The organism is Alistipes sp. D31t1_170403_E11 (assembly GCF_015553985.1).
Lineage (GTDB): Bacteria > Bacteroidota > Bacteroidia > Bacteroidales > Rikenellaceae > Alistipes > Alistipes montrealensis.
Genome location: NZ_JADNHQ010000011.1, coordinates 32,761 through 54,997 on the forward strand (window position 1 = coordinate 32,761; position 22,237 = coordinate 54,997).

Consider the following 22,237-nt stretch of genomic DNA (forward strand, 5'->3'; position numbering starts at 1 on the left):
GCATGCAAAGTTAATCATTCCGGGAGTTTTGCGGCCTTGTTTTTCCGGGATTTTTCTTTTTGGGCCCGGGTGCGGTCGCTACTTCCTTGTGGAACATGTGTTCCTTGGCCTCCATCTCCGTCTGCTGCCCCCGGTCGCCCTGGCGCTCCATCCACCGGAGCAGCTTGGCGCGCAGCGCGGCTTTCTCCCCGGCATATTGCGGGTCGTTGGCCAGGTTACGGGTCTGGAACGGGTCGCTTACGATGTCGTAAAGCTCTTCGCCGGGGCGATGCTGGTAGCGCTCGACTTGCCGGCGGGCGAATTCGTCGGTCGAGGCCTTCTCCTTCCATGAAACCCACCAGTTCCGTTTGGGGTGTGTGGACATACATTTGAACGCCGCTTCGGGCGTGAGGTTCAGGATGTAGGCGAAGCGGTTGTTGCGCACCGAGCGGATGCCGTAATATTCCGGTCCGGCGTGGATGCCGCGGCTGGTCTGGATGGCGTAGACCTCCTGTTTGAAATCCTTGGCTTTCCCTTTGACGACGGGCAGGAAACTGCGGCCGTCGAGCCCTTCGGGGACTTTTCCGCCCGCAATGTCGACTATTGTCGGGGTCACGTCGACGTATTCGCACATGGCGTCGGTCGTCGTGCCGGGCTTGACGACCCCCGGCCAGCGGATGACGAAGCCCGTTTGCAGACCTTCGTCGTAGCAGGTCCACTTGGCGAACGGGAACGAATAGCCCTGTTCGCTGGTAAAGATGAAGACGGTGTTTTCGTCGAGCCCGTATTTGTGGAGCAGCGAATCGACCGCCCCGACCTGGTTGTCCAGCACGTTGATCTCTGCGAGGTAGTTGCGGAACTGCTTGCGCGTCGAGGGGGTATCGACGAGGTTGGAGGGCAGGGTCAGTTCGTCGGGGTTCCAGAGGCTCTGGTCGCCGAGCGTCCACGGGTCGTGGGGCTCGGTCGAGGCGACGTAGAGGAAGAACGGTTCGCCCGTTCGGGCAACGTCGGCCAGGAACGGTTCGATCTTTTCGGGATGTACGCTGCGCAGCGACTCTTCCGAGAGATACTCGAACGGGAAGGCCTCGATCGGCGCGATATGCCGTTTGCCCTGCAGGGCGACGCGGTAGCCGGCTTGCTTGAGGTATGCGGGCAGCGTCCGGACGCCGTCGTCGAGCCGCGTATGGTTGGGGTAGGCGCCCGAGCGGACGGGATAAAGCCCCGTGAGCAGGCAGTGGCGTGTCGGGGAGCTCATGGCCGTCGCCTGGAAGAACCGCTCGAAACGAACGCCCTGCGAGGCCAGATGGTCGATGTTGGGCGTGATGGCGTCGGGGCTTCCGTAGCACCCCAGGTCGTAATGGCGGCAGTCGTCGGCGATGACGAGCACGATGTTGGGGCGCTTCGGGCTTTGTTTGGCCGCGGGTTTCGCGGCTTGTGCGGCGCCGCCGGAGAGCAGGGCCAGCGAGGCTCCGAGTCCGATTTTTCCGGTAGGGATCGTTTTGGTTTTCATACTGTGCGGTTTCGGGTCGGTCGCGCGGAGGGTTATTGCTGTCCGCCGCCGATGCGGGGACGGCGCTCCCACCAGGCCAGCACGGTCTTCGAAAGGTCGCGGACAAGCGCGGGGTTCGTCTCTGCGAGGTTTTTCGTTTCGTCGATGTCCTCGGCGATGTTGTAGAGCTCTGCGTTCGAACCGTCGGGGTTGACGAGCAGTTTCCAGTCGCCGCGCCGGATCGCCAGCGAGGGGCTGCGGTGGTATTTGTCGCGGGGGAATATGAAGGCTTCGTTACGTCCGAAATCCCACATCAGGTCGCCTTTGCGGGTGGAGGGCGCGCCCAGCAGGGTCTTGCTCATGTCCTCGCCGCTCGAACGGTAACCTTTCGGCAGCCGGGCCTTGGCGATCTTGCAGAGCGACGGCAGCAGGTCGACGGCGCAGACGACTGTCTTGTTGTCCACTTTGCCGGCCTCGATAACGCCCGGCCAGCGGATGATGAAGGGCATGCGGATGCCGCCTTCGTAGAGGCTGTTCTTGACGCCGCGCATGCCGTTCGTGCGCAACTGGCGGAAACTCGGCGCCGGACCGTTGTCCGAGGTGAAAATGACGATGGTGTTGTCGCTCAGTCCCAGTTGGTCGAGCTGCGCGAGGAACCGCCCGATCTGGCGGTCGTACTCGGCGAGCACCTCCGTGAAGTTGGGCTGTGAGTTCCAGTCCTTCTGTTTGTGCTGCGACTCTTCGTCGGGAACCCACGGCGTGTGCATGTCGTCGGGCCAGAGGTTGACGAAGCAGGGCTTGTCTTTGTGGCGCACCATGAAGTCGAGCGTCTTGTCGACGAAGTAGCCCGTGCGGTTCCAGCGTTTCACGTCGTCCTTGTCGCTCCATATCCAGTTCGTGGCGGTCAGTTCGGGAGCCGGATCGGGGCTTTCCCACGTCGAACAGTATTCGTCGAAGCCGAATGCGGTGATTTGCGGGGCGTTTTTCACGTCGCGGCCGCCGCCCATGTGCCATTTGCCGAAGTGTCCGGTAGCGTAGCTTGCGTCGTGGAGGATGCGGGCCATCGAAGGAGCGTCGGCGGCGAGGAAGTCGGCCTGCTCGCACGCGGCGTTGCCCTTGCGGGTCTGGAGGTAGGTGTTGATGCCCCACTCCATGGGGAACATGCCCGTCGTGAGTCCTACGCGCGAGGGCGAGCTGACCGGGGCGGAGGAGTAGTAGCTGTTCAGCACGAGGCCCTGCGATGCCAGGCGGTCGATGGCGGGCGTTTCGACCCAGCCCGTGTTGGTGCACGAGAGATCGCCGATACCCATGTCGTCGGTGTAGATGATCACGATGTTGGGACGGGCGTGCGGCGCTTGCGCTTTGGCTTTTGCGGGAGCCTGGGCTGTGGCCGAGGCGACGGTTCCGACGCCCAGCAGTCCGGTGAGGATGGTGCGGTTATTCATGGTTTGGTGTTTTGTAGGTTTGCATGTCGTTTCAGTTGCCGGAGCCTCCGGACCACGGTTTTACGTTGCTGCGGGGAGGGCGTATGCCGCGGCGCCGGGGACAAGGAGGATCGTTTTTTTTGTAAGCGGTTTTTTCGGTTGATTTCCGATTGCAAGATAGTTATTATATAGGTCCCGGAATTTAAAAAATTGGCCAAAAAAAGGCGACGGAATGTTCAAAATACATCCGAAGGGCATAAACCGGAACCTTGCCGGAGGGATTTCCGGAGTTCAGGTATCCCGGTCGGGGCGGGCTTCGGGGGGGGGCAGGAGGCCGTTTGCCGAAATATCGACACTTTTTGGCCGAAAAACGGCCCCGTTTCCCCGCGGGAATGAATACCTTAGCGGTAACTAAATCCAGAACCGACAATGAATCGAACCCTGCTTTGCCGAAGCCTGCTCGGAACAGGCGCCTGTCTTGCCGCCGCACTTCCGGCTGCGGCCGCCGGAAACGGCGAACGCCCCAACATCCTGTTCATCGTAGCCGATGACCTGGGCTGGGGCGACGTGAGTTATCACGGAAGCGTCATCCCTACGCCCAACATCGATGCGCTGGCCGCCAAGGGCATCGAAATGAACCGTTTTTATACCGCTCCGGTCAGTTCGCCGACCCGTGCGGGCCTTATGACGGGGCGTTATCCCAGTCGTTTCGGTATCCGGCGGACCGTGATTCCGCCCTGGCGCGACTACGGGCTCGATCCCGAAGAGCAGACGCTGGCCGACCTGCTGGCCGCCAACGGTTACGAACACCGGGCGATCGTCGGCAAGTGGCATCTCGGCCATGGCAGGCTTGCTTACCATCCGCTCAACCGCGGATTCAACCGTTTCTACGGCTTCCTGAACGGGGCCCTCGACTATTTTACCCACGAACGCGAAGGCGAACTGGACTGGCACGACGACTGGGAGTCGAGTTACGACAAGGGCTATTCGACCGATCTGATCGCCGATGAGGCGGTGCGCTGTATCGGGGAGTATGCCCCCGAAGGGCCGTTCTTTCTCTACGTGGCTTTCAATGCGCCCCATACGCCTTTCCAGGCTCCCGAAGACGAGATTGCCGAACATATTTCGCCGGAGAAGTTCGCCGCGCTGAAACCCCGCGAAAAGGAGGCGTATACTTATCGTGCCATGGTGACCCGGATGGACAAAGGAGTTGGCCGTATCCTCGAAAAATTGAAGAAGAGCGGAGCGTTGGAAAACACGCTGGTGCTCTTCATGAGCGATAACGGCGGAATCCCGAACCTGCCCGGCGGGTCGAGTTGTGCCCCGCTGCGCGGCCATAAGGGACGCGAGTGGGACGGCGGTGTCCGTGTTCCGGCCGTTCTATATTGGAAGGGGCATTTTGTGGAAGGCGTCCGTTCGGAGCAGCTTGCGGCGTTCGTCGACATGGCGCCTACGATCGCCGTGCTGGTCGGCGCCGGGAACCCTCCGCGTCCGTACGACGGCGTGAACCTGCTTCCCGTGCTTACGGGCAAGGTTCCTTCGTTCTCCCGCGATCTGTACCTCGGCTGCGGCGCGGCGGTCAGCGGCGACTACAAGCTGATTCTCAAAGAGGGCAGCAGGCCGATGAACCTCAGGGAGGACTTTCTGGTCTATTATCCCGAAGACGCCTATGAACGGCAGAATAAGATTGCGGACCATGCGGCCGAGGCCGAACGCCTGCGCAATTATATCATTCGCTACGACTCGATCCGTCCGGCTCATCCGGAACTGCCCTACGGTCAGGGCAAAGAGGGTTTCAAGGCTCCCCGCGAGTGGCGTGTAACCAAACCCTGAAAACCGGACTCTCCGCAGATAGCGGCAGGAGCGGGAGCATTTTTGTTCAAAAACAGTGCTCCCGCACTCTTATCCGGATGATTTCCCGTCCTGATTCTGCCGGATGAAATCCTTCGGGCGCATACCGAACTGCTTCGTGAAACATTTGGCGAACCACGACATGCTGCTGAATCCGGTCAGGTAGCAGACCTCGCTGATCCGGTATTCGCCGCTACGGAGCAGCTGCGCGGCCGTTTTCAGCCGTACCAGCTGGATGTATTCGTTGGGCGAGACGCCCGTCAGCCCTTTCAGTTTCCGTTGCAGGCTGGAACGGCTCAAGGCCATTTTCTCGGTGAGCAGGTCCACGGAGAGCGTCTCGCAGGTGAGGTTCTCGCGGACGATGCCCGTCAGCTTGTCCAGCCACTGCCGGTCGTTGCGGCCCATATCGTCTTTCTCGTACTGGAATCCGGGCCGTGACGCGAAGTGGCGGAAGGCCCGTTTCCGATTTTCGAGCAGGCTCTCCACCATCGCCTTGACGTAACCCAGTGAGAAGGGTTTTTCGATATAGACGTCGGCCCCGTATTCCAGTCCCTTGATCTTCGAGTCCACGGAGTCGACCACCGAGAGCAGGATGAACGGGATGTGGCACAGCATTTCGTCGTTACGGACCTTCATCAACAGGTCGAAACCGTCCATTTCGGGCATCAGGGCGTCGCTGATGATCAGGTCGCATGCCTGTTTTTCGAGGATGGCGAGGGCCTCGGCGCCGTTTTTCGCCGAAAGGACGCCGTAGGTGTCCTCGAAATTCTTGATCAGAAACTCACGCAGGTCGGGAGTGTCCTCCACGATCATGATGTGGAAGGGCTTCGCTTCCGGCTGCCGGTCTTCCGGGTTATCGGCCGGTTCTTCGGCCGGTTCGGGGGTGCGGACCCCCCCCCTCGCAAATGCTCCGGAATCCGGGATCTCCACTGTAAGTTCGCAGCCCACGACGGTGTGCCGGTCGACGTACACCCGGCCGTTGTGCTTTTCGACGAGGAGTTTTACCAGGCTCAACCCGATTCCGAAGCCCTTGCCCGAATCGGGATTCTTCTGGTAGAAGAGGTCGAACACTTTTTCCCGGATGCGGGGCGGGATGCCGTCCCCGTCGTCCCGGACCGATAGCCGGAGCGTTCGTCCCCGGTCGTCGTCCAGAATGCGGAGGACGACCACGACCGTCGAGCGGGCGTATTTCAGGGCGTTGGCGAGCAGGTTGCTCAAAATCTTGGTGAAGGCCTCGCCGTCGGCATAGAACAGGACGTGCGCGTCGGGACAGTCTGTGCGTATGGTGATCTTTTCGGTCGAGTTGCGGAACCGTGCGACGGTCTCCTCGACCAGCAGGCTGATGTCGGTTTCGCGGCGGCTCAACCGGAATCCCTCGTTATCTACCTTCCGGAAATCGAGCAACTGGCGGATGAGTTCAAGCAGCCGGTCGACGTTCCGTTTCATGATGTCGAGGTTGGAAGTTACGTCGTTGTTCCATTTGCCGGTTTCGATGATTCGTTCGAGCGGGGATTTGATCAGCGTGACCGGCGTCTTGATCTCATGGGCCACCTGGGTGAAGAACGCCATTTTGGTCTGGATCAGCTCCTTTTCCTTCTTTTCGCCCTGCCGCCGGAGAATGACTCGGACTGCGGCGACGATCAGCAGCGCAACTAGCAGGAAATAGACGCCCTTGGCGACGGGGCTGAGAAAGGGGTGGGGCTGTACGCTGATCTCCAGGCTGCGGGTCGCATCGCTCCAGTAGCCGTCGTTGTTGCAGCCCCGCACCCGGAAGACGTAGCGGCCCGCGGGCAGTTTCATGAACGACACGGAGTGCTGGTCGGTGTAGACCCAGTCGCTGTTGAACCCTTCCAGTTTCCACGCATAGCGGTTCTGCCCCGGGGCCACGTAGCTCAGGCACTCGAAATTGATGTCGAAGGAGATCGTTTTGCTGGAAATGCGCAGGTTCCCGTCGGGGAGGGTCTGCCGCTCCGAACCGACCGAGAAACTGTCGGCCCGGTGCATGCGGACCGACGAAATGACGATCTCCGGCCGGACCTTGTTGACCGAGATGTTGAACGGAGAGAAGTAGTTGAAGCCGTTTATTCCTCCGAAGAAGAACGTTCCCTCCCCGGCTTTGTGCGACGACCGGAAATTGAACTGGTTGCTCTGGAGTCCGTCCTCGATCGTGTAGCGCGCGCAGGTGTGTAGCTGAGGGTTGTATTTGAGGATGCCCTGGTTGGAGGAGAGCCACAGGTTGCCCGCGCTGTCGTCCAGCACGCCGTAGTAGATGCCGTTCGGCAGATTGTCGTCGGCGCCGAAATTCTCGAAACCGTCCGTCGGGGGATCGTAGCGGCAGATCCCCGCGCTTTCGCCGCAGAACCAGACCTGCCCTCCGGTGTCGACGTAGACCCGGATGTACCTGTCGTCGGCGGGCGAACGCGGATCGAGTTCGTCGTGGCGGTAGTTTTTCCAGGTCCCGTCGCCGGGCGAATAGCGGTATATCCCGCTCACCTTGCTGGCGACCCAGATGTTGCCCCCGGTATCCTCGGCGATGTCGTAGATGAATCTCCCTTCGGTGATCTTCACCCGGGAGAACCGTCCCCGGCGTTTGTCGAAGGTGCACATGCCGGACATCGTCCCGACATAGAGGGTTTCGTCACTTGCCCGGAAGATGGCGTAGACGTAGTCGTTGCACAGGGAGGCGGAATCCCCGGGGATGTTCCGGTAGTTGACGACCTTTCCGGTCCGGAGGTTCATCAGGTCAAGCCCCTGCGAGAAGGTTCCGATCAGCAGGTCGTCCCCGTCCATGCAGAGGGCATGCAGGTTGTTATGGCTCCGGGCGGTGTGGTTGGTGAATTTCCGGTTGCGGACGTCGAAATGGTTCAGCCCCCCGTTTTCGGTCGCGATCCAGAGGTTTCCCCGGCCGTCGTCGCAGAACTGGCTCACGGCGTTGCCGTCGAGCGACTCCGGATGGCCGTCGTCGTAGTACCACAGGATTTCGTCCTGCCGGGGCGAAAGGTAGTTCACGCCGCAGAAATAGGTTCCGATCCAGATGCCGCCCTCGCGGTCCCGGAAACACCGGTAGATGCTTTCGTCGGCGAGGTTGTCTCCGGAGACCGACCAGCGGCCGTTCTTGCGGCTGAAGAAGAAAAGTCCGCTGTCCGAACCGATCATGTAGCGGTTCATGTCCCGTCGGAAAATCGTGTGGATGCGCGTGACGGAGAGTTGCTTTCCCTCGGCGTCGAAGGCGGGGAATTCCGTGAACCGGGCCGTGTAAATGTCGAATTCGCCGAGGTAGCCGTTCTGCATGCCGATCAGCAGTTTGCCGTCTTCGGCCTCGACGATGGCCGTGATCTCGTTGTCGCCCAGCAGGGAACTCTCCGGCTTGGGCTTCGCGTTCCGGCCGAAGCGGTCCGTCTTGCGGTGGTAGCGGTACAGTCCGGCGGTCGTCCCGACCCAGATTTCGCCGCCGTTGTCCTCGAAGATGGTCCGGATCTCGCGGCACGTGCTGCCGTCGCTCTCCTCCAGTTCGTAGCGGAAGAGGCGGCCGATGCGTTCGTCCCAGCGGAACAGCCCGTCGTCGGTTCCGATCCACAGGTCGCCCAGCGGGTCGTACAGCAGGCTGATGCAGTTCCGGATGCCCTTTCCCTCGCTGTTCCGGGCGTCGAACCGCGTGAGGCGCTCGTCCCGCGGGTCGAAAAGCATGAGGGCTTCGGTACACCCCAGCCAGATGCGGATTCCGTCCGAATGGGGGCAGATGACGTCTATGTTGAGGTGCTCGCCGGAGAATGACGAGCCGAAAACGTCGAAGCGGTAGCCGTTGAAGCGGTTGAACCCGTCCTTCGTGGCGAACCACATGTAGCCCCGGCTGTCCTGGCAGATGTCCTTCACGCTGTTGTCGGACAGCCCGTTTCTTGCATCGTACCGCCGGTAGGGATTGATCGCTGACCCGGGAAGGGTTGTCGCCAGGAGCAGGACCAGAGCCGCTATGTAGTTTTTCGTCATCGGAAAAGCGTCGGATTGATGGCACAAGATACCGAAAAATATCCGGTTTCGGGAATTCCGGGCCCGTTTCCTGCGTTAGCGTGCGTGCGGGACGTCTGCGGGAAAACCGGCGGTCTCCCCGGTGAGTTCCGCCATCCGGAGCAGCGTTAGAATGGAGGCGTAGGTGCAGTTGACCCAGAAACCCCGTATCCGGTTCTTGGCGCCTTCGCGCACGTCGAGCGACGTGGGGATCAGCCCGTCCAGCGCATTCTGGACCACGGTGAGGTTGTCCGCTAGCGCTTTGGCCTTGGCGAAAGCCAGCCGGTCGCCCGTCGCCTCGCAGAGGTCCAGCAGGGCGTTCGCCACCACGCATGTGCTGTTGTCGACCGGAACCCGGTAGCCGTACTGCTCGTAGACGCAGGGCGTGCAGAGCGTCCGGACGCCGTTGTCGTCGGGCAGCACGTCCCAGCATACGAACTGGTCCTCGCTGAAACGGATCAGGTCGACGGCGTCGGCCAGCTCCGCGGCTGTGCGGCCGGGCTTTTTGAGCAGCCACGAGGCGTAGGGCGCCGAGGCGCAGTTGGTGAGGTTCTGGTAGGGCTGCTGCCCGAGAACGGTCATGTCCTCAAACTGTCCGGTCATGTCGAAACTTTCGAGCGCGTTGCGGCGCATCCACTCCGCCGCCCGGGCGAGGTAGCCGCGGTAGCGGGTGACGCCGTATTGGTTTTCAAGCCGTCCAAAATACTCCATGACCGGCGTGAGCATCGCCTTGCAGCCGTTGACCGGCTCCCCGGTCTCGAAATCGACCTTGATCGGGAACGAGCCGTCGGCGTGTTGCAGCCTGGAGTAGGTTTCAGCGATGGCCAGCGCCCGGTCGTAGTAGATCCGGTTGCCCGTCGCGTCGTAGAGGTCGAGAAAGGCGTTTCCGGCGGCGCAGGCCTCCATGGTCATCGTCTTGCCCCGGTTTTCGGCCCGCGACGAGGAGATCAGGTCGGAGTAGTAGGTCGGCGGGAAGAAGGCCAGCGGGGCGCCTTCGGGGCGGCTTCGGTCCATCAGGAACCGGGCCGCGTTCCGGGCGATGGCGAGCGCCTCCTCCCGGTGCGCGGGTAGCAGTTTCGCGACCAGCACCTCCAGTTGGATCGTGGCCCCCACGATTTTGCATGCGTAGGTGTTGTGGCGGTAGGTCATGTCCGGCTCTGCGGCGGTGAGCCAGTGCCGGATCGCCGGGAGTTCGTGGATGTACAGGGCGGCCATGCGCGCCGCCTCGGCGTAAGGCCTCACGTTGCCGTTGTAGGGCGGCCGGAAGGGGAAGTCCCGCAGGAATTCCCGCTCCCCGGCCTTTCCCAGGACCTGTCCCGAGGCGTCCAGCCCCTCCGCCGTGACTCGCACCCGGCCTGCCGGAATGTCGTTCCATACCGGGGCGAGGCTCTGCTGCGGGGAGTCCGCCTCGAAACTCCACGAACGTCCCGTCGGAACGCCCGGCCCGAGGACCCGCCGGGGTTCGGGGTCTTCGGTCGGGGTGTCCTTGCGATAACGGGGCGACTCGACCATCGAGGTTCCGAGGTGCGAGACAGTGAAACGGTATTTCACGGCGTTTTCCATCGGTTCGAATCCGAAGGCCGGGGCGTAGATGAACTTCGTCGCAAAGGCGTTCCAGAAGGGATTTCGCCCTTCGTATCCGGGCCGGATCGGATCGAGGTACTCCCGCATGGCGGCCCGGTGTAGCCGTTCGGCCTCGGTTCCGCCGCAGGCGCAGGCCAGCAGGCCCGTCACGGCGGCGATCAAGAGGAGGGTCCGGTGTCGCATCGCCGTCACTTTTTGCCGAGTTCGGTGATCCGGAATTCATAGCTGCCCTTCGCCGGAGCGTCGGGCGGCGAGGCGAGGTTGATCCGCCACAGGCTCGGACCCCACACGCCGGAGAACCTCCGGTCGGTGAGTTCCATCACGTCGACCGAGGCTTTCAGCGACGCCGGGAAGGTCATCTTCACGACCAGCCCCTCGTCGCAGAGAATCAGCAGTTCCCCGTCGGGCAGCGTCCGCCCTTCGTGCGTTCCGCCCGGCAGGACGACCGATCCTTTGATCAAGAAATGCTCCACGTCCGGCTGCGTTCGCGCGTCGAGCGCGAACGAGTCGGTGATCGTCACCGAGGGTGCGCCCTTCGGGGCGAGACGGTAGGTCCTGACCCACTTCTGGCATTCCGACTCCGGCGGATAGGCGTCGGCCAGATCGAGCGAGAACATCCCCTTGGAGAGGTTGCACGACGTGTTTTTCGACCGGTACTGTGCGCCGGCGGGCTGGGCGGTCCCATTGATCATCGGCAGATTGTGCCAGTCGCACTGCATCGACCAGATCTTGTAGCGGTCGTGGTTGAACGTCTGCTTGGTGTAGGTCCCTACGCCGGCGTCCACGAGTACCGGGATGTTCCGGACATAGACGACGCAGCTCCCCACGTCGTTGTGGTTGTGGCTCTCGTTGTTGTAGCCGCCCTTCGCTCCGAGAAACCATCCCGAAGGATTGCGCATGAAGCACATTTCGGTCTCGGGATACCACGTGGCCGGGGGTACGCCGCGCCGCAGGTTGCGGCGCACCTCTGCCGGAGCGATTTCGGCCGCAAGGCGGTTCAGCGAATCCGCGGCCTCGCGGATCAGCGGGTTGAACCGCACCGTTTCGAGCGCCCGGTAGGCGTCGTTGCCCGTGATGACGGGGTTTCGGAATTTCCCGCTCGCGGGGTCGGCCAGGCAGTAGAGCGCGAAATCGGTCATCTCCCTGCTGCCCACCGCATGACCGTAATTCCAGATCAGTTCGCTGGGGTTGTTCAGCCTGGCTCCGGCGTCGGCGAAGTTGACGACGTAGCCGTTGCCGATGTAGGAGCGGGAGACGAACTCGCCCATTTTCCGGATGCGTTCGTTGCCGAACAGCGAGAATGTGCCGTCCGAGGCGTCGTACAGGATCTGGAGGTAGTCGTAGACCTTTCCGGCCGCCGCGCCCCAGTAGGCGGGGCCTTCCTCGCAGGCCCCGTCCTTCTGGATGTAGTTGAGGAACAGGTCCATGGATTGAACCGACTGGGCCACGGCCCGGTCGAGCCGCTCCTGGTCCTTTTCCATCAGCAGGAAGCACAGGATCACGTCCGAATTGCACCACGGGGTCCAGTTGTTGAGCATCGATCCCTTGGATGCCAGTCCCAGCCACCAGTTGGCGTGCCGTTGTCCGGGATCGAGGTACGGGTCGAGGATGTTTCGCCGGACGGCGTTCTCCGCGGCGACCGAGATGGAGGGGTCAAGTTTGTCGAATTCCCGGTGGAAGAAGTGATAGGCGATGGAGACGATGGAGCCGTAACGCCCCGATGCGAGGTCGATAAGCTGTTCGCGGGCGTCGGGAAGCGACCGCTTGCTTCGCTGCCGCCCCTGGTGCGCCGAGAGCACCCACGAAGGCTGCTGCGCGGCCAGCCAGACGCCGTTGGCGAGCTGGTCGATGAACCGTCCCTTCCCTTCGGCCAGTTCGGCCAGGGTCAGGGCGATCATCGCGCCGCGGTTGGCCCCTTCGGGTCTCTCCATGGCCTGCCGGTCGCCCGTCCGCTCGAAGGCGAGGTAGGCGCTGGCGGGGATGTGCTGCCATTGGTAGTCGAGCAACTGCTCGCCCCGCTGGATGACTTTCTCGGTGTCGGGACCGAAGAGTGCGGCCCAGCCCGCACGGTCTTCGTAGGCGGGGAACGGGAACCATGCTTTCCCCGCTGCGAAGGATTCGGCGATGCCCGGTTTCGAATATTCGGCCTGCAGCATGTTCAGACCGTCGTTGCCGGCGGCGGCCCGGATCAGGGCCGCGACCGACAGGAAGATCGACAGAAGGGTTATTTTCATCGTTTTCGGTTTATTCGTTCGGGGAGAGGGTCACGGTGAAGGTGTCCGTCTGGCCGGAGGTCACCTTGGACTCGAAGCCGGCTTCGTAGTAGCCCGCGTTGCTCGCGTCGTATGATTCGCCGACAGTGGACCAGGTCTTGAGGGTGACTTTGGCGTTGTTCTGGCTGGTCACCTTGAGGTAGAGTTTTTTCGACGTACCCTGCAATACGATCCGGTTGCCCTCGACGGTCGGTATGGCTCGCGTGACCATCGTCCACCGTACGTCGGCCGCCTTGTTGTATTTGGCCTTGACGATGTCCTTCACCACGAGGTCCGTGTCGTTTTCGAGCGTTACGGTCCGCGTGGCGCTTTCGCATTCGGACGAAAGGATGTCCGTCATGTCGATCGTGGCGCCCTTCGAGACGGAGGTGTTGATGACGCTCGAGATCTCGGCTCGGCCTCCGGCGCGGTGGAGAGCGTCGTTGATGGTGATGGTGCTGTGGTTGTAGTTGTTGTAGCGGAAGACGGCCCAGCGGAAGGCCCCCTGGTCGTAGCTTCCGAAACCTCCGGTGTAGCCCGGCAGATTGATGTTTTCGACCGTACCGTAGCTCTGGAGGCCCAGATCGGCGGACCAGCGCGTGCCCCAGGCGTCGTAGACGAACGACCCGACGTCCATGTGGCCGTGGCTGTAATTCGCCCGCCCGGCCTTGATGCCGAGGAACTTGTCGGTGTCGGTGAAGGTCCAGTCGCCGTGGATCAGCACCACGGGGTTGATGCCCTTGCCGCTCCACACCTTCTCCTCCGGGGGCGCAATGCTGTTCAGGTCGAACTTGCTCGCATAGACGATCGCCATGGGGAAGTACTTGGGCGAGTCGTAGGAGGTGTAGCGGCCGTCGTTGAGCTTCATCAGCTCGCCGTACAGCAGCGACTGGTCGTTGAACTTGTGGGCGAGATACCACAGCGGCGGGAAGGCGATGCTCGAAGGCGCGCAGTCGCAGTAGTTGAACGCCATTTTGTTCATACCCTCCATGAAGAGAATCCATTTGCCGGTCTTTTTGAAACCGTCGACGGCCGAAAGACCGTTGTCGGTCCCCGTGCACGACTCCATCGCTGCGAGCATGATGCACTCGAAGGCCGTTCCGTAACCCCAGTAGCCGTAGCCTTCGGGGTAGTTGCCGTCGGGGTTGTACATCTCGGGCATGACCGAGGCGTTGCTTTTGATCGCCTTGTCGATGATGCTCCTCGCGTCGTCCTGACAGGTTTCGTAGACGGCCAGCGCCGCCACCACCAGTCCGCCGTTGCAGACCTGGTTCCAGTTGGTCGCCGAGGTGTAGAAGTTGAGGTTCCACTTGCCGTTGAGGGCGCAGTAGAACGCGTAGTCCTGAATGGCCTTCTCAGCGCTCTTCTTCGTCGCGTCGCTCAACCGGCTGTAGAGCCAGTCGTAGCCGATGCCCACGCCGTGGGCCATCTCGGCCCCGTCGAGGAAGTGGGTCGCGGAGTTCCAGTCCTTGAAGGCGCAGACCGTCTGCATGTCCTTCTCCGCCTTTTCGAAGTATTTGTCCTCCCCGGTCAGACGGTAGGCGTAGGAGCAGGAGATGATCCGGTTGGCCGCCTCGGTCGAGACCGACAGCAGCCGCTTGCCGGTGACTTCGTAAACCAGATCCTTGGCCGTGAGCGCCTTGTCGGCGTAGGCCATGATGCACTCGTGGAGTTTCTTCAGGTTGGCGTCGGACCCGGCGGCCAGTTTCGCCTTGATGGCCGTCACGTCGTCCTCGGTCATGATGATCCGCGGGTGGTTGGCCGCCGTGAGTTTCGAATAGTCGCCCGGACCGGACGGCTGCTCTCCGCCGCCGCCGTTTCCGCTGTTCTCGGATCCGCTTCCGGGTTTGTAGATCATTCTGTCGTCGGCGCATCCGGAGAGAACGCATGCCGCCGCGACGAACCAAAGCAGTTTTTTCAATATCTTCATGGCTGTAAAATATTTTGTTCGCAAACCGGGGAGTGTCCGGCCCGACGGCCGGGCGCTCCTCCGGATTCCGGTTGTCAACGGTTTTCGGTGTCCTGCATGCAGCGTACCGACATGCCGGCCGCACGGCCGCCGCTGTCGTTCCATGTGCCCTGCGACGTGCGGTAGTAGAGCTGGTAAACGTTGTGGTCCGAGGCTTCGTATCCGTGGTAGGACGAATTGGACCAGACGCCCAGGATGTCGTTGGAGTTGTTGTTCGGGTTTCCGCCCGACGAGGCCCATTTCAGGCCGCTGAAGTGCCAGTAAGCCTTGTTCGTGCCGTCGTATTTGTAGATCATCGACTGTACCGAGTTATTCTTTTCGAATGTGTTTTCCTTGCCGGCGAGCACCTCCTTGTAGACTGCCGGGGAGGCCACCATCCAGCCTTTGGGGCAGGGATCGAAGATCGACTTGGTGCCGTTCGCGGGCGATCCGGCCTCTGCCGTGTCGTTCGGGTTGCCCCAGAAGTCATCCTTGCGGTCGGTGCGTTTGCCGGTCCAGTCGCCGAGCCACCAGTCGCCGTTGTGCTTCGAGGAACCGTCGGTCTTGAAGAAGACGCCCGGACTGGTCGCCGAAATCTTGAGGTCCGTCACGTTGGTCGAGGCGACCGTGTAGGTGATGCTGCCCCAGGAGAAACTGAACGGGCGGCCCCACTGAAAGTAGGCTCCCACGCCGTGCCAGTTGTTGTAGTTCGGGGCGTAGCTGTCGCCGATGTAGCGGTCCATGACCACTCCGCTCTTGTAGGGGTGTCCTGTGATGCCTCCCGGCAGATACCAGACGGTGAAGGCCCAGATGAATTTCTTTTCGGCGTTCAGGAGGCCCACCTTGCCGAACCATCCCAGATAGCTGCCCTTCGTGGTCTTGAGCGTCAGTTTGTAGTCGCTTCCGATCTCTACTTCCTCGGCATAGTCGGCCGGGGAGTCGGGGTTGTTCCGCTTGCCGTTGATCGCCAGCGTGTAGTTGGTGCCCGAGAGGTTGTTGGCGAAGATGATTTTGGCGTATTTCGGCTCTTCGCAGCCGTTGAAGAAGCCGCGCGCCCTGATATCGACCGTGATCTCCTCGCCGTCGGTGCTCGTGACGAAGGTGTTGGCCTCGCCGTAGGCCCAGCCCTCTGCGAGGTAGCGGGTCTCTTCGGGCTGATACCAGGCGAACCGGTTGTCGGCCGGGGAGACGTTCGCCACGGTGATCGTGTTGACGGCGTTCGCCTTCAGCTCCTTTACGTCGACCTTGACGGGGATGGTCACGTTTTTCGTACCGTCGGTCATGGCCACGGAGACGTAAACCTCCTTGCCGGTTAGGTTCACGGGCAGCGTCACGAGCCAGAGCTCCTGCGCCGAGGAGAGGGCCTGTGGCTCCTCCACGACGACGGTGGCGTAGTTGCGCGGGGTCTCGGTCCGGGTTTCGCCCGTGGCGACGTTGACCGAGATGTCGCCGGAGACAGCCTCGCCGTCACACCACAGCGACGCTCCGTTGAGTTTGTAGCCGGCGTATTCCGTGCTCGAAATCACGAGCCGGACGTACGCCACGGCGTGCCGCAGCGAGAACGACGCCGAGGGGGACTTGCCCGGGGCCGCGTCGGCGGGGTCGATCGTGGTCTTGTCGTAGGCCAGGGTGTATTTTCCCGTGTGGGAGGAGTCACCCGGGCACGTCTGACGCTGTTCCATGGGAACGGACGCATGGAGAGCGCCGTCGCCGTAGGTCGTGTAGGAACTGTACGGATAGTAGACGATCAGGTCCATGCTGCTCTCCACGGCGGTTTCGGTTTCGAGGACGAAAATGCCGCTGTTCTTGCCGGCGTCGCTGGCGTTCAGCGTCGCGCTGGCGTTTTGGAAAAGGGTTTCGACCGGGGAGATGATGCCGATCCGGTCGCCCGACGACCAGAGGACCGGGTAGGAGTTGCCGTCCTTCACGCCGATTTCGGTCCGGGTCTCGGGGAAGGTCCGGCCGACGAACGTGATCACGTTCCCGCCTTTGCCCGGTTCGGCCTCCAGCGACGGGTCTTCCGTGCTACAGGAGAGGAGAAGCAGGGCCGTTGAGACGCTATAAAGTAGCTTTTTCATATCGTTTGCTCGTTTTGGGTTTTACTGCGGGTTGTCTTCGAGGTTTCCGGCCGAATTGTCGTTGCTGATTCCCTCCGGATCGCCCTCGGCCGTGAAGGTGAGGTAGGCGGAGTGGCAGGCGCGGCCCGTGCGGTCGTAGACGATGACGGCGCAGAAGTAGTCCTGCTCGAAGATCAGGTCGGTGAGCTGTGTCGTGAAGGGCAGTTCGGCCGCCGTGCCGTTCGCCTCGACGTACTTGATCAGCGGGATTTCCCGCGTGTAGTCGAGCGTGAGGGTGGAGACGCGGACGCCCGTCACGATCTTGGCCCCGTAGAAGTTGCCTTTTTCCAGCGCCGCGGTGACGGTCGCCTTGTTGTCGGCGATGTTTCCGACCTCGATCTTCACGGCGGGCATGTTGGGGTCGTCTTCGGGTTCCGACGAGGAATCCCCGCAGGAGAGGGCGAAAAAGCCGGTGAGGAGCGCGGCCGACAGTATGAGAATTTTTTTCATTTCGATAAACGGATTGAGGTTAAACAATCAATAGACCCAGCCTGGGCGGGTGGTGAGCGAAGCGTTCCGCTGCAACTCGCCCTGCGGTACGGACCACGGCCAGAGGCAGTCGTCCCAGTACCAGGCGTACTCGACCGTGTTGTCGCCCCACCACGACTGGCCGCCGTGGACGTCCTGTCCCTGGAACTTGGTCTCCTTATAGGTCCCCCAGCGCACTTCGTCGAAGAAGTTCACCGCCTCGACCGGAAACTCCACGCGGCGCTCGTAGCGTACGGCCTCGCGCATAGCGTTGAGGTCGCCGATCGTGATGCCCGGCATGTGGGCGCGGGCGCGCACCTGGTCGATGAGGTCCTTCGCCGGGGTGAACTCGTTCAGCTCGATCAGCGCCTCGGCCCATTGCAGGATGACATCGGTGTAGCGGATGAGCGGGAAGTCCGTGTAGCAGCGCTGCCGGTCGATCAGTTCGCCCTTGAGGAAACGCACGTACTTGCGGTAGCAGTAGTAGGCCGAGGTGCGCTTGTCGAGCCAGAAGTCGCCGCCGCTGGTTCCCTGCAGGTAGAGCGGCCAGCGGAGCTGCTTGCCGATCATGTTCTCGTCGCCGTTGAGTCCCGCCGTGAAGCAGTCCACCGGTTCGTAGGGAGTGACGATCGTCTGCTTGAGCCGCGGGTCACGCTTGTCGTAGGCGGCCTTGATCCGGGCCTCGTTGCCGTTGTCGAGGTAGTAGCGGTCGAAGATGTCCTGTCCGCAGATGCCGATCGCCTGAGTCTTCTGCGACGCCAACTTCGCGTTGCTTTTCAGCCCGTCGCGGCAGAAGAACACGGCCCGCTGTCTGGGCGTCAGCTGGTCCCAGTTCTCAAGCCCGGTAACCTGGCTCCATTTGAACTTCGTGCCGTCGTCGTTCTGGTAGTAGTCGACGAAATCCGACGCCGGCTTCACCTCGTCCCAGCCGCCGTAGGTGTCGCGGGCACCCACGGCCTGCTGGATGTTGTCGCAGTAGCCAGACTCCTCGTCGTACTGGATGGCGAAGATCATTTCGTTGTCGCGCTCGTTGTCGGGGCTGAAGAAGTCGATGTACTCTCCCTGCCAGAGGTCGTAGCCGCACTGGCCGACCTTCTCGAAATCGTTGGCGGCATTCTGCCACTCCTTGAGCCACATGTAGGCCATGCCGCGCAGGGCGTAGGCGGCGCCTTTCGACGGGCGGCCGAAGTTGCCCTCCCCGAGGGTGTTGTCGGGGAACGACGCGTTGTCGATGCAGTATTTCAGGTCGGGCAGCACCACTTCGCGCCACACGTATTTGGCGCTTTCCTGCGTCCGCGTGCACTGCTCGTTGGAGATGGGCTCGAGGTAGACCGGGACGCCCTGCCAGAACTTGTTGAGCCGGGAGTAGGCCCAGGCCCGGAGGAACCGGGCCTCGCAGAGGTAACGCTCGTAGGTCGGGGCGTCCAGTCCGGCCTTGTGCAGGTTCGTGACGGCGTCGTTGGCGGCGTGCACGATCGTGTAGCAGAACCTCCATTCGTGCGCCAGCTGCCAGTCGTTGGCGCGCTTCGCCTGATTGTAGAGCAGGTAGATCGGGTAGTTGTTGGCGTAGTAGTCGGTGCAGAATCCCAGGGCTTCGATGCCGTACTTGTTGAGTCCGTCGAGGTTCTCCGAGCGGACCTGCGTGCCGTTGCTCTGTTTGCGGTTGTAGAACGTCTCGTAGAGTCCGTTCATGCCCTTCAAGGCGAGTTCGGGCGTGGTCCACATGTTCTCGCTGGCGATCTGGTTTTCAGGGGCCGTGTTGAGCAGGTCCACGCATGAAGCGGTCGTCAGGGCCGCTGCGGTGGCAAGGATCGTATAATATAGCTTTTTCATAGTCGTTAGAATGTTATCTGTGCTCCGAATGTAACCGAACGCATGAGGGGATAGCCGATGGCGGAACCTTTTTCCGGGTCGAGGCCCGGGTAGTCGGTGATGGTAAGCAGGTTCTCTCCCGATACGAAGAACCGCAACTGCTGGATGTAGAATTTCTTCGTGATCCGGGAGGGGAGCGTGTAGCCGATTTGGACGTTCTTCAGCTTTAGGTAGTCGCCCTTGTACTCGTAGAACTCGCTGGCCTGGCGGTTGTCGCCGGGAGTGCCGAAGGTCAGCCGCGGATAGGCTCCCTTGAGGTTGGTCCTCGCGTCTGCGGGATTCTCCGGATCGAAGAAGTAGTGGTTGTCGGCCACCCGTTCGCTGATGCCGTGTCCGTTCGTGGTCTGGGTTCCGTTGTAGTAGAGGGCGTTCCAGATGATGTAGTAGTCGAATGCGCCCGACCATGTCATGTTGAAATCGAGCCCTTTCCAGGCGAATCCGAGGTTGACGCCGAGGTTGTACGACGGCGTGCTCGTGCGGCCGTTGAAGTCCATGTCGTTGTCGTCGCCGTAGTTGCCGTCGCCGTTCCGGTCGGCGTAGATCAGGTCGCCGTACCAGAGCTGGTCCTTGCTGAGGGCCGTCACGCCGTTGAACGTGTAGCCCGTTTCGAGCATGGCCTGCACCCATTCGAAATCCTGCTGCGTGCGGATCATGCCGTCCTTCGGTCCGGCGTTGACGTCGACGGCGCCGCCCCTGTAACCGCGTCCATTGCCCTTGTAGAGCCTCCGGAGGTAGTGCTCGCCCAGAGCGTGCCCCTCGCATAGCTTACCGCTGCCGTAGCCGGCCGTGACGTCGGAGAGGTTGTTGGTGTATACCCCGTCGGTCCACGTTTTGACCAGATTGCCCTTGAACCTGGTGACCCGGTTTTTGTTGTACGAGAAATTCACCCCGGCGTAGTAGCTGAAATCCTTGCCGATGCGGCTTTTCCAGTTCAGCGCCAGCTCGACGCCCTTGTTCACCACGCTGCCCAAGTTCGAGGGCACACCCGACACCTCGCCCATCGTCATGTAGATCGTCGGGGTGTAGAGGATGTCCGTGGTGTTCTTGCGGTAGTAGTCGATCTCCGCCGTGAGCCGGTTGTCGAAGAAGCCCATGTCGAGGCCGATGTCGGTCGTGGCGGTGGTTTCCCACTTGAGGTCGGCGTTGCTCAGCGAGGAGATGTAGAGCCCTTTCGAGCCGGACCCGTCCACCACGACGTTCTGTGTGGCGTAGACCGCCTGCCAGGCATAGTTGCCGATGCCCTGGTTGTTGCCGGCCTTGCCCCACGATGCGCGCAGCTTGAGGTTCGAGAGCCAGTCTTCGGTCCCCTCCATGAAACGTTCCTCGTGGATTTTCCATCCGGCCGAGAACGAGGGGAAGGTGCCGTAACGGTTGTTGCTGCCGAAGCGTGAGGAGCCGTCGGCGCGGAGATTCGCCTCGAACAGGTAGCGGTTTTTGTAGGTGTAGTTGATACGTCCGAAGTAGGAGCGCAGGCCCCAGCCGTTTTTGGCCGTGCTCGACGATCCCGAAAGCGTTTCGTAGGTCCCCAGGTCGTTCAGCGTCCAGTCCGTGGCTCCCTGCTTGCTCACGCCCCAGCCCCAGGTCCGGTATTCCATGGCCGAATAGCCGAACAGCACGCCGAAGTCGTGGTCGCCGATGGTGGCCGTGTAGCGGGCGAGGAGCTCCGAGGAGAGGTAGTAGTTCCGCGAGGTGGTGTTCGAAACCCCGGCGTTCGAGAGGTCGGAACTGGAATAGCGCGTGTCGGTGGTGTAGTCCCAGTAGCCGTTTTCGCGGCCGTAGGAGTGCCGTTCGCCGAAGGTCGGGGAGTAGTTCACCGTGGCCTCGACGCTCACGCCCTTGTACGGGCGGATCGTGGCGTAGACCGAGCCGTTGACGCGGGTGGAGTTGTTGTAGCCGCCCGAGCCGTACATCATTCCGAAGATGTTGTTGGCGTTCGAGGACTCCTCGGCGGCCAGGGCGGGACGGCCCCAGGCGTTGACGGAGCCGGGATAGACGCCCGGGGTGGTCTGGTACAGGGAGTTGAAGGCTCCCGAGATGTTGGCTAACCCGTATTCCTGGCGTTGTCCGAACAGCCGGACACCTGCCGTGAACCACTTCGTGACGTCCGCTTCGAGGTTGGTGCGGAAGTTTACCTTCTGGGTAGAGGAGTCGATGCCGAACCGCCCCATGACGCCCTGATTGTCGAGGTAGCCCAGCGAGAGTAGGTAGCGGATCTTCTCCGACCCGCCCGAGATCGAGAGGTTGTGCTCCTGGGAGTAGCCGTTCTCGAAAATCTCGTCGAACCAGTCGGTGTTGGGGTAGAGCGCGAAGTTCGGGACGCCGTTTTCACCGACCCCGTAGGGATCGGCCGACTTCTCCCGCCAGAGGTCGATGTTCGACTGGGAGAAGATGCGCGAGGTCCCGATGTTGTCGCACGACTCGTTGATAAGCTCCATGTGCCGGGCGTAATCCGAAACGAAGTGCAGGTCGTTGTAGGGCATTTGCAGGATGCCCTTGTAGGAGTAGCTGATCTGGGCTTTCCCGGACGAGCCGTTTTTCGTGGTGATGAGGATGACGCCGTTGGCGGCACGCGTTCCGTAGATCGAGGCCGAGGCGGCGTCTTTGAGCACCGAGATCGACGCGATGTCGTTCGGGTTTACGTTGTCCATGCTCCACTCCACGCCGTCCACGAGCACCAGTGGGCCGTTGGCGCCGGAGGTGAACGAGCCGTCGCCGCGGATGCGAATCGTCGCGTTGTCCGAACCCGGCTGGCCGGAACTTTGCGTGACGTTCATACCGGCCGCCAGGCCCGCCAGCGCCGCCGAAGTGCTGATGATGGAGCGGCTCTCGCTGGTCTTCGAGAAGTCGATCGACGCGACGGACCCCGTCAGGTTGACCTTCTTCTGGACGCCGTAGCCTACCACCACGACATCTTCGAGCAGTTGGTTGTCGGTCTCCAGCGAGACGTCGACGACGGTGCGGCCCGCTGCGTTTTCCGAACGGGGCCGGTAGCCCATGCAGGAGAATCGGAGAACTGCGTCGGGACTTTGGACGGCCAGCGTGTACCTGCCTTCGGAATTGGTCGTCGTGGCTTCGCGCTGCGACGCCATGACGACCGCGCCGATGATCGGCGCCCCCTCACTGTCGGTCACCTTTCCCGTAATGGTGCGGGTGCTGCTGCCTCCGGACGACTGGGCGATCGCAGGGATCGCAAAGGCAACGAGAAACACCGAACAAAGTAGTTTGGTCAGTTTTTGTTTCATAATTAC

General features: G+C 61.8%; 11 protein-coding genes. 1 reads left to right on the forward strand and 10 read right to left on the reverse strand.

The genetic code is table 11. The annotated features are described in order from the left end of the window. Nucleotides 1-10: 10 nt before the first annotated feature. Together I2E69_RS14460 and I2E69_RS14465 are read right to left on the reverse strand one after the other, a co-directional pair. Nucleotides 11-1,489 (reverse strand): sulfatase, encoded by a 1,479-nt coding sequence (locus I2E69_RS14460; protein WP_195461930.1) that lies wholly within the window; start codon nucleotides 1,487-1,489, stop codon nucleotides 11-13. A 32-nt stretch (nucleotides 1,490-1,521) separates the two neighbouring features. Beyond that, a complete protein-coding gene (locus I2E69_RS14465) occupies nucleotides 1,522-2,913 on the reverse strand; it encodes a sulfatase-like hydrolase/transferase (protein WP_195461931.1) in 1,392 nt (463 codons plus the stop codon). A 408-nt stretch (nucleotides 2,914-3,321) separates the two neighbouring features. Between I2E69_RS14465 and I2E69_RS14470 the strand changes: the two genes are divergently transcribed. Next, nucleotides 3,322-4,725: an arylsulfatase B gene (locus tag I2E69_RS14470; protein ID WP_195461932.1), complete on the forward strand. Its 1,404-nt coding sequence runs from the start codon at nucleotides 3,322-3,324 to the stop codon at nucleotides 4,723-4,725. Nucleotides 4,726-4,794: 69 nt separating this feature from the next. Here I2E69_RS14470 and I2E69_RS14475 read toward each other — a convergent pair whose 3' ends face one another. The 8 genes from I2E69_RS14475 to I2E69_RS14510 form a co-directional block, all read right to left on the reverse strand. After that, the gene (locus I2E69_RS14475) at nucleotides 4,795-8,730 is read right to left on the reverse strand and encodes a hybrid sensor histidine kinase/response regulator transcription factor (protein ID WP_195461933.1); all 3,936 of its coding nucleotides are present in this window, start codon (nucleotides 8,728-8,730) and stop codon (nucleotides 4,795-4,797) included. 75 nt (nucleotides 8,731-8,805) lie between these two features. Next, on the reverse strand, nucleotides 8,806-10,515 hold the full coding sequence (locus I2E69_RS14480; protein ID WP_195461934.1) for a hypothetical protein: 1,710 nt from the start codon (nucleotides 10,513-10,515) through the stop codon (nucleotides 8,806-8,808). Nucleotides 10,516-10,520: 5 nt separating this feature from the next. Further along, nucleotides 10,521-12,566: a heparinase II/III family protein gene (locus I2E69_RS14485; RefSeq protein ID WP_195461935.1), complete on the reverse strand. Its 2,046-nt coding sequence runs from the start codon at nucleotides 12,564-12,566 to the stop codon at nucleotides 10,521-10,523. Between the two features lie 10 nt (nucleotides 12,567-12,576). Beyond that, nucleotides 12,577-14,514 (reverse strand): DUF4962 domain-containing protein, encoded by a 1,938-nt coding sequence (locus I2E69_RS14490; protein WP_195461936.1) that lies wholly within the window; start codon nucleotides 14,512-14,514, stop codon nucleotides 12,577-12,579. A 74-nt stretch (nucleotides 14,515-14,588) separates the two neighbouring features. Continuing rightward, nucleotides 14,589-16,610, reverse strand: a complete 2,022-nt coding sequence (locus I2E69_RS14495) for a hypothetical protein (protein WP_195461937.1) — start codon at nucleotides 16,608-16,610, stop codon at nucleotides 14,589-14,591. Nucleotides 16,611-16,631: 21 nt separating this feature from the next. Beyond that, complete coding sequence (locus I2E69_RS14500; RefSeq protein ID WP_195461938.1) at nucleotides 16,632-17,099, reverse strand: hypothetical protein; 468 nt, start codon at nucleotides 17,097-17,099, stop codon at nucleotides 16,632-16,634. A gap of 27 nt (nucleotides 17,100-17,126) precedes the next feature. After that, nucleotides 17,127-18,950, reverse strand: a complete 1,824-nt coding sequence (locus I2E69_RS14505) for a RagB/SusD family nutrient uptake outer membrane protein (protein ID WP_195461939.1) — start codon at nucleotides 18,948-18,950, stop codon at nucleotides 17,127-17,129. 5 nt (nucleotides 18,951-18,955) lie between these two features. Then, nucleotides 18,956-22,231, reverse strand: coding sequence for a SusC/RagA family TonB-linked outer membrane protein (locus tag I2E69_RS14510; RefSeq protein WP_195461940.1), 3,276 nt, complete (start codon nucleotides 22,229-22,231; stop codon nucleotides 18,956-18,958). Between the last annotated feature and the right edge of the window lie 6 nt (nucleotides 22,232-22,237).